This is a genomic window from Ruegeria sp. BK1 (genome assembly GCF_056535645.1).
In genome coordinates this window covers 1,037,326-1,051,760 of record NZ_JBQFIS010000001.1, presented here as the reverse complement: position 1 = coordinate 1,051,760, position 14,435 = coordinate 1,037,326, and the positions used below count along the sequence as shown (strand labels likewise).

14 protein-coding genes are annotated in these 14,435 nt (G+C 56.7%); 10 read left to right on the top strand and 4 right to left on the bottom strand.

The genetic code is table 11. From position 1 onward, the window contains the following. The 9 genes from ACR3E7_RS05220 to ACR3E7_RS05180 all read left to right on the top strand — a co-directional run bounded on the left by ACR3E7_RS05220 (position 1) and on the right by ACR3E7_RS05180 (position 9,636). On the top strand, positions 1–1,074 hold the full coding sequence (locus ACR3E7_RS05220) for a sensor histidine kinase (protein WP_480504310.1): 1,074 nt from the start codon (positions 1–3) through the stop codon (positions 1,072–1,074). 160 nt (positions 1,075–1,234) lie between these two features. Then, on the top strand, positions 1,235–2,275 hold the full coding sequence (locus ACR3E7_RS05215) for a substrate-binding domain-containing protein (protein WP_170769759.1): 1,041 nt from the start codon (positions 1,235–1,237) through the stop codon (positions 2,273–2,275). A gap of 83 nt (positions 2,276–2,358) precedes the next feature. Next, a complete protein-coding gene (gene pstC / locus ACR3E7_RS05210) occupies positions 2,359–3,831 on the top strand; it encodes a phosphate ABC transporter permease subunit PstC (RefSeq protein ID WP_480504311.1) in 1,473 nt (490 codons plus the stop codon). After that, positions 3,828–5,189 carry a phosphate ABC transporter permease PstA gene (gene pstA / locus ACR3E7_RS05205; RefSeq protein WP_170790907.1) on the top strand — a complete coding sequence of 454 codons (1,362 nt, stop codon included), beginning with the start codon at positions 3,828–3,830 and terminating at the stop codon, positions 5,187–5,189. Before pstC ends, pstA begins: the two co-directional genes overlap by 4 nt. 10 nt (positions 5,190–5,199) lie before the next feature. Continuing rightward, on the top strand, positions 5,200–5,997 hold the full coding sequence (pstB, locus tag ACR3E7_RS05200) for a phosphate ABC transporter ATP-binding protein PstB (RefSeq protein WP_170769756.1): 798 nt from the start codon (positions 5,200–5,202) through the stop codon (positions 5,995–5,997). Positions 5,998–6,013: 16 nt separating this feature from the next. Further along, positions 6,014–6,715 (top strand): phosphate signaling complex protein PhoU, encoded by a 702-nt coding sequence (gene phoU, locus ACR3E7_RS05195; protein ID WP_170769755.1) that lies wholly within the window; start codon positions 6,014–6,016, stop codon positions 6,713–6,715. A 13-nt stretch (positions 6,716–6,728) separates the two neighbouring features. Beyond that, positions 6,729–7,418, top strand: a complete 690-nt coding sequence (phoB, locus tag ACR3E7_RS05190) for a phosphate regulon transcriptional regulator PhoB (protein ID WP_170769754.1) — start codon at positions 6,729–6,731, stop codon at positions 7,416–7,418. Between the two features lie 110 nt (positions 7,419–7,528). Beyond that, on the top strand, positions 7,529–8,758 hold the full coding sequence (locus ACR3E7_RS05185; protein ID WP_480504312.1) for an acyl-CoA dehydrogenase: 1,230 nt from the start codon (positions 7,529–7,531) through the stop codon (positions 8,756–8,758). Between the two features lie 110 nt (positions 8,759–8,868). Further along, positions 8,869–9,636, top strand: coding sequence for an SDR family oxidoreductase (locus ACR3E7_RS05180; protein ID WP_480504313.1), 768 nt, complete (start codon positions 8,869–8,871; stop codon positions 9,634–9,636). Positions 9,637–9,641: 5 nt separating this feature from the next. On the opposite strand, the gene ACR3E7_RS05175 is transcribed toward ACR3E7_RS05180, so the two are convergent. Together ACR3E7_RS05175 and ACR3E7_RS05170 are read right to left on the bottom strand one after the other, a co-directional pair. Then, on the bottom strand, positions 9,642–10,502 hold the full coding sequence (locus ACR3E7_RS05175) for an acyl-CoA thioesterase (RefSeq protein WP_480504314.1): 861 nt from the start codon (positions 10,500–10,502) through the stop codon (positions 9,642–9,644). A gap of 49 nt (positions 10,503–10,551) precedes the next feature. Further along, a complete protein-coding gene (locus ACR3E7_RS05170; RefSeq protein ID WP_480504315.1) occupies positions 10,552–11,781 on the bottom strand; it encodes a serine hydrolase domain-containing protein in 1,230 nt (409 codons plus the stop codon). Positions 11,782–11,924: 143 nt separating this feature from the next. Here ACR3E7_RS05170 and ACR3E7_RS05165 point away from each other — a divergent pair, with 143 nt between their 5' ends. Beyond that, entirely contained in the window at positions 11,925–12,530 is a 606-nt protein-coding gene (locus ACR3E7_RS05165) for a DsbA family protein (protein WP_480504316.1), read from the top strand. On the opposite strand, the gene ACR3E7_RS05160 is transcribed toward ACR3E7_RS05165, so the two are convergent. Next, a complete protein-coding gene (locus tag ACR3E7_RS05160) occupies positions 12,516–13,559 on the bottom strand; it encodes a phosphotransferase family protein (RefSeq protein WP_480504317.1) in 1,044 nt (347 codons plus the stop codon). The genes ACR3E7_RS05165 and ACR3E7_RS05160 overlap by 15 nt on opposite strands. A gap of 17 nt (positions 13,560–13,576) precedes the next feature. Beyond that, positions 13,577–14,395, bottom strand: coding sequence for an SDR family oxidoreductase (locus ACR3E7_RS05155; RefSeq protein WP_480504318.1), 819 nt, complete (start codon positions 14,393–14,395; stop codon positions 13,577–13,579). Between the last annotated feature and the right edge of the window lie 40 nt (positions 14,396–14,435).

Sequence of the window (14,435 nt, the reverse complement as noted above, 5' to 3'; positions counted from 1 at the left end):
ATGTCAGACGATCTGCTTGCCGAAATTGTGTCGGCCATTCCCCTACCTGCCCTGATGGTCGATCAGACCGAGCGGATCATAGCGGCCAATACAGATGCACGGACGTTGCTTGGGCAAAACATCGTCACCCGTCATTTTGCCACCATCCTGCGTCAGCCGCAGGTGATTGAGGCGATGGAGCAAAGCCTGCGTGACAAGGGGCAGGCGAAGACGCGCCACCTTGCAAATGACGGCGCTCAGGACACCACGTTCGAGGTAGAGTGCCGCTATATGAACGGTGTTGGCGCTGTCGCAGGCGGGGCTGTTCTGGCTGTTTTTCAGGATGTGACCCATCTTGAACAGGCCAGTCAGATGCGGCGCGATTTTGTCGCCAATGTCAGTCACGAACTGCGCACGCCGCTGACCGCGTTGATGGGCTTTATAGAAACCCTGCGCGGCCCCGCCCGCGAAGATGCCGCCGCGCGCGAGCGCTTTCTTCAGATCATGACGGATGAGGCCAACCGCATGAACCGGCTGGTAGGGGACTTGCTGTCGCTGAACCGGGTCGAAAGCGAAGAACGGGTGCGACCACGAGAGGAGCTGGACCTGTCGGGCTTGCTCCAATCCACGATAAATTCACTGCGGCCACTGGCCGAGGATGCGGAAGTTGAACTTCGCCTTACCAATGACCCCCAGGGACCGGTGTCCTTGATCGGTGACAGCGATCAGTTGCGGCAGGTTTTTACCAACTTGATCGAGAACGGAATCAAATACGGCGGTAGCGGCGGCTTGGTTGAAGTACGAATTCAGTCTTTCGAACGGGACACCGCCATGCGCGGCCCGGCTGTGCGGGTTCAGATTTCGGATAAGGGGCCGGGTATCGACCCGACTCATCTGCCGCGTTTGACCGAGCGATTCTACCGGGCGGACAATCACAGGTCCCGGCAATTGGGTGGAACCGGTTTGGGGCTGGCGATCGTAAAACATATCGTCAATCGGCATCGCGGGCGCTTGCGGGTGGAAAGCGAGTTGGGCAAAGGGTCTGTTTTCACAGTGATTTTGCCGCAGCAAAAACCGGAAGAGGCTCAGGTTTGACGCCCGACATACCGGGATTGTCACAAAGTCATAGCTGAATCTGCCGGTTTGTCATGAAACCGTTACAAACCTGTCACAAAAGGCTTACGCACGGCTCTTAGGGGTGCCGGCAAGATCATCATGGGGGTGATCAAAAACAACCATTCTCAAGGAGACTGAGATGTCCTTTGTAAAACTGTCGGCTTCTGCTCTGGCGATTGCTGCCGTTTCGGCCACTACCGCTGCTGCACGTGATCAGGTTCAGGTTGCCGGTTCCTCGACCGTTCTGCCTTACGCTTCGATCGTTGCCGAAGCCTTCGGTGAAAACTTCGACTTCCCGACCCCTGTTGTTGAATCGGGCGGTTCCTCGGCTGGCCTGAAGCGTTTCTGCGAAGGTGTTGGCGAAAACACCATCGACGTTGCCAATGCTTCGCGCGCCATCCGTGAAAAAGAAGTAAAAGCCTGTGCCGAAAACGGCGTGACCGACATCATCGAAGTTCAGATCGGTTATGATGGCATCGTTTTCGCCTCCGACATCAACGGCAACTCGTTCGAGTTCACGCCGGAAGATTGGTACAAAGCCCTGTCCGCACAGATCGTTGTTGACGGTCAGCTGGTCGATAACCCGAACAAAACCTGGGCCGACGTGAACCCTGCTTTCCCGGCGCAGCCGATCGCAGCTTTCATCCCGGGCACCAAGCACGGCACCCGTGAAGTGTTTGAAGACAAGGTGATCCTGGCCGGTTGTGAGCACCTGGGCGACTTTGACGTTTACAAAGCAGCCAACGGCGACGACAAGAAAGCCGCCGAGAAAGCCTGTATCGCCCTGCGTACGGACGGCGTTTCGGTCGACATCGACGGCGACTATACCGAAACTCTGGCGCGTATAGACAGCAACAAAGACGGCATCGGCGTCTTTGGTCTGGCCTTCTACGAGAACAACACCGACAAGCTGCAAGTTGCAACCATGTCCGGCATTGTTCCGACCACCGAGTCGATCGCAACCGGCGAATACCCGGTCTCGCGTCCGCTGTTCTTCTACGTGAAGAAAGCGCATATTGGCGTGATCCCCGGCCTGAAAGAATATGCTGAGTTCTTCGTCGCCGACGAGATCGCAGGCCCCGATGGTCCGTTGGCTGAATACGGCCTGGTTTCGGATCCCGAGCTGGTCAAAGTTCAGGAAGCTGTTGCGAACGAAACCGTTCTGGGCGGCGGCTCCTAATCACCCTTGCTTATGGAACTGGGGCGGTTTATGCGCGCCCCGGTTCTTTTTGACTCTTCTCCAGCCATTCCGACGGAGTTCCCATGGCACTATCCTGGCTGTTGCTCATCCTGCTTGCATTCGCAGTGATCGGATATTTCGCAGGGCGGTCCCGTGCCCTTGCAAGCGCAGGAGGAGACGCGCGGGATCTGCACTCTCTGCCGTCCTATTATGGCTACAATGTTGCGCTGACGGCGCTGGTGCCGGCGCTTGGAATTCTGGTCGTCTGGTTGCTGGCGCAGCCGATGATCGTAAACAGCACAGTCACCGGCATGATCCCCGACCACGCGATCCCTGAAGGCGCTGACCGCGGCCTGATCATGAGCGAGGTTCGGCGCGTTTCGAACGGGTTGGCCGGGGCCGTTGCGACCGGCGCGCTGAGCGAAGCGCAGGCTGGGAATGCCGATGCCGATATTGCCGAGCTGACCCAGACGTTGAGAGACTCAGGTCAGGTCCTGACTCAGGAGATTACCAAACCTATTCTGGTCGCGGCCCAGAAATACCGCAGCATGACGTCGACCGGAACGATAGCCATGCAGGTGATCGTTGTGATCGTCGCGCTGTTTGGTGCAGCCTTTGCCTATATCCGAACGCACAAGGAATTCCGCGCCCGCAACGTAGTGGAACAAGGCGTTCTGGCTCTGTTGCTGCTGGCGGCCTCGATTGCGATCCTGACAACGGTGGGCATCGTTTTGTCCATGTTCTTCGAGACGCTGAACTTCTTCCAACTGCACTCGTGGAAAGACTTCTTCTTCGGTAGCACATGGGCCCCGAACTTCCGTGGCGGCTCGGAACTGTCGATCCTGCCGCTTCTGTGGGGCACGCTCTATATCTCGGTGATCGCGTTGTTGGTGGCGGTGCCGATTGGCCTGTTCGCCGCGATTTACCTGTCGGAATATGCCTCAGGCGCGACCCGCTCCATTGCCAAGCCATTGCTAGAGATCCTCGCCGGTATCCCGACCATCGTTTATGGTCTTTTTGCCTTGCTGACGGTTGGTCCTGCGCTGGTGTCGATGTTCGGCGAAGGCGGGGCGCTGGGAGTGGGCTGGATGGCCAGCTCGAACGCGGTGCTAACTGCGGGTTTGGTTATGGGCATCATGCTGATCCCGTTCGTGTCGTCGCTGTCCGATGACATCATCAATGCGGTGCCGCAGTCTATGCGCGATGGCTCTCTGGGGCTGGGCGCGACGCATTCCGAGACTGTCCGTCAGGTGGTGCTGCCGGCCGCGTTGCCGGGGATCGTCGGAGCGATCTTGCTGGCCGCCAGCCGCGCCATCGGTGAGACGATGATCGTGGTGATGGCTGCCGGTGCAATCGCCAAATTCTCGGGCAACCCGTTCGAGGCAATGACCACGATCACCACTCGGATCGTCAGCCAGTTGACCGGCGATACCGACTTTGCCAGCCCTGAAACGTTGGTTGCGTTCGCGCTGGGTCTGACCTTGTTCATCATTACGCTGGGGCTGAACATCTTCGCCCTCTACATCGTACGCAAATACCGGGAGCAGTACGAATGACCGATATTTCCCAAACGCCCGCTGCTGCTCCGGCTGCGAAACCCAAAAAGGGGTCGTTGTTCGAGCAAGACGCACGGACCAAAAAGCGCAATGCAGCCGAATCCCGGTTTAAGATGTATGGGATTGCTGCCATCGGTATCGGCCTGCTGATGCTGATCGTGCTGGTCACAAACATTGTGACCGCAGGCACCGGCGCCTTCCAGCAGACGTTTCTTGAACTGAATGTTGAGCTGAAAGAAGACAAGCTGGACAAGAAGGGCAACCGCAATATCGAGGATATCAAGAAGGTCTCGACCTTTGGTTACGCGCCGCTGATCGCCTCGGCGATTGAGACGGAAGTGCAAGAGCTGGGTATCCAGACCGATCTTTCGCCCAAGGACATGGGTAAAATCCTGTCCAAAGCCGCACAGGCCGAGCTGCGGAACTATGTCATCGCAAACCCCGATGAGATCGGCAAGACCGTCAGCTTCCGCTTTCTGGTCAACAGCCGCGTCGATGGGTACATGAAGGGCCGCGTGACCCGCGAGTCCATCGCTAATGACAAAAGCATCACGGTTGCCCAGCTGGATTTCGTAGATCAACTGCGGGATGCGGGTGTGCTGTATAAGGCGTTCAACCCCGATTTCATCTTCGGCTCGGACGCGTCCGACCAACGGCCTGAGGCTGCGGGGATCGGTGTTTCGATGCTGGGATCGCTGTTCATGATGTTCGTGGTGCTGGCTTTGGCGCTGCCGATTGGGGTGGCCGCCTCGATCTATCTTGAGGAGTTTGCGCCGCAGAACCGGCTGACAGATATCATTGAGGTCAACATTTCGAACCTGGCCGCTGTGCCTTCGATCGTGTTCGGTATTCTGGGTTTGGCCGTGTTCATTAACTACATGCATTTGCCGACCTCGGCTCCGCTGGTGGGTGGTCTGGTTCTGACGCTGATGACGTTGCCGACGATCATCATCTCGACCCGTGCGTCGCTCAAGGCGGTTCCGCCGTCGATCCGAGATGCGGCGCTGGGGGTAGGGGCCTCGAAAATGCAGGCGGTGTTCCACCATGTCTTGCCGCTGGCCGCGCCCGGTATTCTGACCGGCACCATCATCGGTCTGGCGCAGGCGCTGGGGGAAACCGCGCCGCTGCTGCTGATCGGGATGGTGGGCTTTATCGCCTCGAACCCGCCCGACGGGCTGGTGGCGGGCTTCCTGTCGCCGAACTCGGCCATGCCTGCGCAGATCTACGAATGGTCCAAACGCGCTGACCCGGCCTTTTACGAACGCGCATGGGGAGGGATCATCATTCTGTTGATCTTCCTTGTGACAATGAACACCATCGCGGTCATCCTGCGCCGCCGCTTTGAACGCCGCTGGTAAGGGGCTTATTATGAACGATATGACACGAGTGGAGAGAGCCGTGGACTCCAAAGCCATCAAGATCGCCGCGAATAATGTGCAGGTCTACTACGGTGAGACGCACGCTATCAAAGACGTCAACGTCGAGATTGAAGACAAGACCGTGACCGCCTTTATCGGCCCGTCGGGCTGCGGCAAGTCTACCTTCCTGCGCTGCTTGAACCGGATGAATGACACGATCGACATCTGCCGGGTTCAGGGCGATATTCTGCTGGATGGCGAGGACATCTACGACAAACGCGTCGACCCGGTGCAGCTGCGCGCCAAGGTGGGCATGGTGTTCCAGAAGCCGAACCCGTTCCCTAAGTCGATCTATGACAACGTAGCCTACGGCCCTCGCATCCACGGCCTTGCCAAGAACAAGGCGGAACTAGATGAGATCGTTGAGAAATCCCTGCGTCGCGGTGCGATCTGGGATGAGGTTAAGGATCGTCTTGACGCCCCCGGCACCGGCCTGTCGGGCGGTCAGCAGCAGCGCCTGTGCATCGCCCGCGCCGTAGCGACCGAGCCCGAGGTTCTGCTGATGGACGAGCCTTGCTCGGCCCTGGACCCGATTGCAACTGCGCAGGTCGAAGAACTGATTGACGAGTTGCGCTCGCGTTATTCGGTGGTGATTGTGACCCACTCGATGCAGCAGGCCGCGCGAGTCAGCCAGAAAACCGCATTCTTCCATCTGGGCAACCTCGTCGAGTTCGGCGAGACGGGTCAGATCTTCACCAACCCCGAAGATCCCCGCACCGAAAGCTATATCACCGGCCGGATCGGCTGAGGACAGGTATCTGATCATGACCGAACAACATATTGCATCCGCCTTCGACCGCGATCTAGAAGCCATTCAGGCCCACATCATGAAGATGGGCGGGCTGGTCGAAGCCGCCATCATGGGTGCGGCCCGGTCGCTGGAAACGCGCGACGAGGAACTGGCGCAACAGGTCCGCGCAGGCGACAAGGCCATCGACGCGCTTGAGGAACTGATCGACGAGGAAACCGCCCGCCTGATCGCGCTGCGTGCGCCAACAGCCAGCGATCTGCGTCTGGTTCTCTCGGTGCTGAAGGTTTCGGGCAATCTTGAACGCATTGGCGATTATTCCAAGAACATCGCCAAACGGACCACGGTTCTTGTCAATGCAGGCGAGATCAACGGCAGCGCCGCAGCCTTGCGTCGCATGGCGCGTGAAGTCGAGCATATGCTGCGCGACGCGCTGGACGCGTACATCCAGCGTGACGCAGAATTGGCGACCGACGTGATCAACCGCGATGAAGAAGTGGACCAGATGTATAATGGTCTGTTCCGCGAATTTCTGACCTTCATGGCAGAAGATCCGCGCAACATCTCGTCCTGTATGCATCTGCATTTCATCGCCAAGAATATCGAGCGTATGGGCGATCACGTCACCGCAATCGCCGAGCAGGTCGTGTATCTGGTGACCGGCGAACGCCCCGCCGAAGCGCGGCCAAAGGCCGATGTAACCTCGCAATCCGTCTGAGGAGATTTCTGAGATGTCTGCCGATCAACCCACAGTGCTGGTGGTCGAGGATGAACTGGCCCAGCGTGAAGTGCTGGCTTATAATCTTGAAGCGGAAGGGTTCCGCGTATCCAAGGCGGCTAATGGCGACGAAGCCATGTTACTGGTGGACGAAGACAGCCCGGACATCATTGTCTTGGATTGGATGATGCCCAACCTGAGTGGGATCGAAGTCTGCCGCCGCCTCAAATCACGCCCTGACACACGCTCGATTCCGATCATCATGCTATCGGCCCGCACTGAAGAGGTCGATAAGGTGCGTGGTCTGGAAACCGGTGCTGATGACTATGTAGTCAAACCCTATTCGGTGGTTGAACTAATGGCACGGGTGCGGACGCAACTGCGCCGCGTGCGCCCGGCGACGGTTGGTATCCGATTGGAATTCGACGATATCATTCTGGACTCTGAAACTCACAAGGTCAGCCGCGGCAGCAAGCCTTTGAAACTGGGCCCGACTGAATTTCGGCTGCTGAGCACGTTTATGGAGAAACCAGGCCGTGTCTGGAGCCGTGAGCAATTGCTCGATCGGGTTTGGGGTCGCGATATCTATGTCGACACCCGAACGGTGGACGTCCATATCGGTCGCTTGCGTAAAGCTTTGACGCAACATGGCGGCGACGACCCAGTTCGAACCGTTCGCGGCGCGGGATACGCGTTGGGGTAGGGCGCGCGCTACCCTATGAGTTTTACTCATGAGGAAATGCAAAACTCTTTCTGTCCTTTGGCGCATCACCGGGTTAGGTTGCGCCGAAGCTGACAGAGCGGAGAAGCCCCATGAACGCCCCAGATACCAAACCGACCTTGCGTGCCAAAGATGCGCCGGACCTTGGGCGATTTGCGTGGGAAGACCCATTTCGCCTGTCTGATCAGTTGACTGAAGACGAACGGATGATCGCCGACAGCGCGCGGGCCTATGCGCAGGAGAAACTGCAAACGCGGGTTCTGGAAGCGTTTCAGAACGAGAAAACCGATCCCGAGATTTTCCGCGAGATGGGCGAAATGGGCCTGCTGGGCACCACGATTCCCGAAGAATATGGGGGTATCGGGGCAGGGTATGTCGCCTACGGTCTTGTCGCGCGCGAGGTTGAGCGTGTGGATTCCGGCTATCGCTCGATGATGTCGGTGCAAAGTTCATTGGTGATGTACCCGATCTATGCCTATGGCAGTGAAGAACAGCGCCGCAAATACCTGCCGAAACTGGCCAGTGGTGAATGGATCGGTTGCTTTGGCCTGACAGAGCCCGATGCGGGCTCTGACCCGGCGGGCATGAAAACCCGTGCGGAAAAGATCGACGGCGGCTACCGTCTGACCGGTAGCAAGATGTGGATTTCAAACTCTCCGATCGCTGATGTTTTTGTCGTTTGGGCCAAGTCCGACGCGCATGACGGGAAGATCCGGGGCTTTGTGCTTGAAAAAGGCCTGAAGGGCCTGAGCGCGCCGAAGATCCAGAACAAGATGAGCCTGCGCGCTTCGATTACCGGCGAAATCGTGCTGGACGGCGTTGAGGTTGACGAGGGCGCTTTGCTGCCGCATGTACAGGGGTTGAAAGGACCGTTTGGCTGCCTCAATCGCGCCCGATATGGTATCAGTTGGGGCGCCATGGGGGCCGCGGAATGCTGCTGGCATGCGGCACGTCAATACGGTCTGGATCGCAAGCAATTCGACAAACCCTTGGCGCAGACGCAACTGTTCCAACGCAAACTGGCGGACATGCAGACCGAAATCGCGCTTGGTTTGCAAGCCAGCCTGCGTGTTGGTCGTTTGATGGATGACGCTGCTGCTGCGCCCGAGATGATCTCGATCGTAAAACGCAACAATTGCGGAAAAGCGTTGGACATCGCGCGGATGGCACGTGACATGCATGGGGGCAACGGTATCTCGCTGGAATTCCAGGTGATCCGCCATATGGTCAATCTGGAAACCGTGAACACCTACGAGGGGACGCATGACGTGCATGCGTTGATCCTGGGGCGTGCGCAAACGGGCCTGCAAGCCTTCTATTGAATTACGCGTAATTGGTATTATGGTAAAATACTGCCTGCGCGTGATTTGAACTTTGCACAGTTCCTCAAAGCCTTACGATGCTCTCCTGATAACCACTTCAGGAGCGCAAAATGCAATTGAACGGAAAAACCATCGTCATAACCGGCGCCGCTGGTGGTATTGGTAAAGGTCTCGCCGAACGGTTTGCGCAGCTTGGTGCAACGGTCGTCTGCTCGGATGTTGACCTGGACGCAGCGGAACGCGTTGCGCGTTCTATCGGTGGTCACTCTCTGCACTGCGATGTGTCCAGCGAAGATCATGTGAAGGCTTTGATCGATACCGTTGAAGATCAGATCGCGCCAATTGATCTGTTTTGCGCGAATGCCGGGATTTTGACGCTTGGCGGTTTTGATACACCCGATGCGGATTGGGATCGGACGTGGAAGATCAATGTCATGTCCCATGTCTGGGCCGCGCGACATCTGGTTCCAAAGATGCTGGCACGCGGCGGCGGTTATTTTTTGATGACCGCATCGGCTGCCGGGCTGTTGAATCAACCCGGTGCTGCGCCGTATGGCGTCACAAAACACGCAGCCGTTGGTTTTGCCGAGTGGCTGGCGCTGACATATGGGCGCAAGGGTTTGAAAGTTTCGGTTCTGTGCCCACAGGCGGTGCGTTCAGACATGACCAAGGGACATGAAGTGTCTGTCGCGTCGATCGACGGTATGCTCGAACCGTCCGAGGTCGCGGAAGCCTGTGTTCAAGCCATTGAAGCAGAGCAGTTTCTGATCCTGCCGCATCCGCAGGTTCTGGACTATATGCGCCACAAAGCGACCGATTATGATCGGTGGCTGGGCGGAATGCAGAAGCTAAATCAAATTTTTATCGAGGATAATTGATCAAACTACCGCGCTCGTCGCATCAACCCTTCCTGTGCGATAGATGCAACCAATATGCCGTCCTGTGTGTAGATTGAACCACGATTGAAGCTGCGACCTCGACCGCCCCAGGGCGAATCCATTGAATACAGGTGCCACTTGTCGAAATGCACCGGTGCGTGGAACCACAAGGCGTGATCCAGGCTGGCTCCGTTGACCTCACCGGTAAACCAACTCAGGCCGTGGGGTCTTAGTCCCGAGCTGAGCAGGTACATGTCCGAAGCATAGGTCAACAGCAATTGCTGGGTGATTTGGTCCCTGCCCTGTGCGGCGTTCATTCGAAACCAAATGGCGTTTCGATCGTCGGACTTGTCAGGCGCGAACAGGTCCAGATGGTGGACTTCGCGTACATCGATCGGACGGTCGCGCATCAGCTCGGATCGCAGACGTTCGGGAACGCGATCCAGATATTGTCGTCTGACCTCGGACCGCGCGGGCAATCCCTCGGGGCCGGAGATGTCGGGCATTGGATGCTGGTGGTCCCAGCCGTCATCTGCAATATGGAAAGAGGCCGACATGTTAAGGATTTGTTTCCCGTGTTGGATCGCAATGACTCGGCGGGTGGTGAAAGAACCTCCATCTCGGGCCCGATCCACTTGATAAATAACGGGAATAGACGGATCGCCGGGGCGAATGAAATAGGCGTGCAAAGAATGGCACAGACGGTCTTCCACGGTACGGTATGCAGCAGACAGGGCCTGGGCGACGACTTGTCCACCAAATATCCGCGTCGGCGTTTCACCGCCCGACCCTGTGCCACGAAACAGATCAACCTCAAGCCGTTCCAAAGACAACAGATCCAGAAGAATATGTTCGGCTTCGGTCATGTGGGGCTCTCCGATCTGTCTATGACATGGCGTAACAGGCTGCTGAAGGTCATTCAATCATTGCCCCAAGGACAAGCCCCTTGAGTTCCGACCGTGACGGATAGGAACTAGACGGCGAAAGCTGCGTAAAGAAGACGACAGTCACGTCATTGCTGCGGTCGATCCAGAAAAAGGTCGAGGCCATGCCGCCCCAACTGAAATCTCCCAAAGAGCCCGGAGTGGCTGTTCGGCCCGGATCAATCACCACCGAACCGCCAAGGCCAAAGCCGGTACCTTCCATCGGTTGTTCCGCAAAACTACTTGGACCCATCGAGGCAATGTCGCCCGCTAAGTGATTGCGCATCATGAATTCTACCGTTCTGCTGCTGAGCAGGCGGTGTCCATTCCCCTGCCCCTTATTTCGCAATATCTGGACGAATTTAGCATAGTCGTCGATTGTGCCGACCAAACCGCCGCCCCCAGAGCACATGGTGGTGTCGAGAAAGGCAGAATCTTCGTAGCTATCTGTCAAACGCAGGCTGTCACCACCGGTCTCAGCCGAATTCAGATCCATCGCATTGCCAGCTAAGGGCGTGTAGAGTGATGCAAAACGGTCCCCGGCATCTTTGGGAACAGTAAATCCGGTCTCAGACATACCCAGCGGGTCAAAAATCTCTTCCTGAAAGAACTGATCCAGCGTTTTGCCAGACACGATTTCCACGACCCGGCCGATCACGTCGATGCCCACCGAATATTCCCAACGACTGCCGGGATGGAATGCCAGCGGCAGGTCAGCGAGCGCAGTCACCCGGTTCGCCAAAAGACCCTCACGCGGGCCAAAGACGATGGATTGATTTTCCATCGCACTCGGCAGCAGCCCGGGGTTAAACGGATAGCTCAAACCACTTGTATGGGTCAGCAATTGATGCAAGGTCGGGGTTGTCGAGGGTTCGGTTTGGTCCATCCGGCTTGCGCCCGGCACAAGGGCATGCATATTCGAAAACTCTGGAAGAAAGTCAGATACCTGCGCGTCGAGGTGAAAGTTTCCGCGTTCGGCAAGCATCATCAATGCCACAGACGTCACTGGCTTGGTCATTGAATAAATTCGGGCAATCGTGTCGCGCTGGAAAGGCAAGCTCTGCTCCACATTCCGAAGCCCGCAGGCGTGGAAAAACGCCTCTTGACCCTGATGGTGGATCAGGACGGAGCTTCCTGCATACTTCCGCTCATCCACATAGCGTTGCATCCACGTCGGAATGCGCTCGAGGCGGGAAGGGTCGAGCGTGGTCTGACTGCACATGTGGACGTCCTGACATTGCCTATCAATTCCCCGGATTTTGCCGGGCGTGGTCACCTAACGCAATGGGGATGCAGCTATTTCCATATGGCTGTTACACTCAACGGGTTAAAGAATCGACGAGTCGGGATGGAAGGATCAAAATCATGTCACAAACTCTGGATTTTATATATGATTTTTGCAGCCCGAACGCATTTCTGGCTCATAAGGTGATGCCAAAGCTGGTGGCGGATCATGGGGTGCAGATCAACTATGTGCCAGTTCTTCTGTCGACAATTTTCAAAGCGACCAACAACCAAAGCCCGTTTCAGGCATTCTCGGAAAACCGTCAGAAAACTGCTTATCTGACCCATGATCTCCATCGCTATGCCCGTCGGCGCGGCGTAAGTTTTCATATGAGCCCCCATTTTCCGATCAATACCAAATTCGCCATGCGCGGAGCGGTCTTTGCCTCGGGAAAACAATGGGAAGCCAAATACATAGACGCGATCTTTGATGCTATCTGGGTGCATGGTCAAAAAGCAGATGAGATTACGGTGCTGATGGATATTCTGCAAGACAACGAACTGCCTGTCCGAAAACTGTGCGAAGCGATGACAGAGCTGGGCATTAAGCAGCAACTAAAGGATCAGTCCAAAAATGCGGCCAAGCGCGGTGTTTTTGGTGTTCCCACATTTTTTGCAAGCTCCGAGATGTTTTTTGGCAAAAACAGCTTGCCCAATCTGGAACTTGAATTGTCACGTAGTGTGTGAGTTTGCGCCCTCAAGCGCTTTCAAGCCATACTGGGCAAACATCGGAACATAACCACCTAATTTTCTAGCCCTTTCCGGGTCCGAGGCATTACCGTCCAAGGCGCGTTTGTAGACACCTTGCAGGATACCAGCCATGCGGAAAAAATTGAAAGCAAGGTAGAATCCGAAGTTGTCGATGCCCGGCAGTCCACGGCGCTTGCAATAGGCTGCAATGAACTCGTTGTCCGACGGTAGGCCGAGGCTGGATCGGTCGATGCCTGCCAGGCCCCGCCCCTCTTTTCCCGGTGGCATTTGCCACTGCATGATCACAGCCGCCAGATCGGCATAAGGGTGGCCGATCGTAGAAAGTTCCCAGTCCAGAACGCCAATACAACGGGTGCCGTTCTTTTCGAATAGCATGTTGTCGATGCGATAGTCCCCATGAACCAGCGTTCTCTGGCCGTCATCAGCAGGCATTGACGCGTCGAGTAAAGAAATCAGTTGGTCCATCTGAGCAATGGTTTTGGTCTCGGACGCGCGGTATTGCTTGGTCCAGCGTGAGATCTGCCGTTCGAAATAATTTCCCGGCGGTCCAAAGTCGGAGAGGCCCACGTCCTGGATATCGACCATGTGGAGCTCGGCCAATACGCGGTTCATCTCTTCAAAAACACCGGCGCGCGTTTCCTTGGTTTCGCCTGTCATAGTCGGCTCAAGGAAGTTACGACCGTCCAGGCGCTCCATTACGTAAAAGGCCGATCCAATGACGGTGTCGTCCTCGCACAAAAGGAACATTTCGGGCACCGGCACTCGACTGTTCGACAGGGCTTTTTGAACCCGAAATTCCCGGTCGACGGCATGTGCGGATTTTAGGAGTATGCCAGGAGGTTTACGCCGCAAAACATAGACTTGCGTCGGTGTCTTCAATTCATATGTTGGGTTGGACTGACCGACGGCGAATTTAGTGGCCTCCAACGGGCCTCGATAGCCGTCGAGATGCGCGCTGAGATAGGCATCAACAGCCTTCAGGTCCAATTGCGTGTCCGTGGACATATCAGTCTCCTTACCGCTCACAGGGCCTCTGCGAAGATATTTCCCGCGGTCACCACATTAATCCCACCCGAAACCGGGATGACGGCTCCGGTGACATAGCTGCCGCCGCGACCACACAGAAACAGCATGCAGCCCGCAATATCCTCATCCGCGCCGACCCGACCCAGCGGAACTGACTTTCCGACTTTGTCGCGGGTGGTTTCATCGGCAGTGGCAAAGGCGGTCATACGCGACACAAACGGCCCCGGTGCCAAGGCGTTGACTGTGATGTGGTAGGGCGAGAATTCCTTGGCCATGATCTTGGTCAGGTGCAAAACCGCTGCTTTAGAGGCTGAATAACTGTAGGCGCCGTCGCCCATCGGTACCTCACCCATGACCGATCCCACATTGACAACACGGGCCGGATCATCGGCCGAACCTGATTTCATAAGCGTTGGCAACAGTTTCTGGGTCAATTCGAATATACCTGTTACATTCACCGACATGACCTTATCCCAGGCCTCATAAGGGAACTGTCCCATTGGCGCACCCCAAGACACGCCTGCGTTATTCATAAGGATATCAAGCTTGTCCGTGCGGTTGTGAACCTCGTCCACCAGCGCATCCACACCCTCTTTGCTACCAACGTCACCGGCAAACCCCTCTGCGCTGCCGGGCGCGTCCAGCGCATTGAGTTCGGCAGCTACGGTCTCGCACGCGTCCTGCTTGCGCGAGGCGATGAGAACCCTTGCGCCGGCCCGCACCAGGGCTTCGGCGGCCATGCGGCCAATTCCCGTGGCACCGCCAGTTACCAGGGCTGTCTTTCCCTCTATCGAGAATAGGGATTCGGGTGTCATCGGGTGCTCCTCGTGTTTGTTCATTTGGCGCTGACATGGT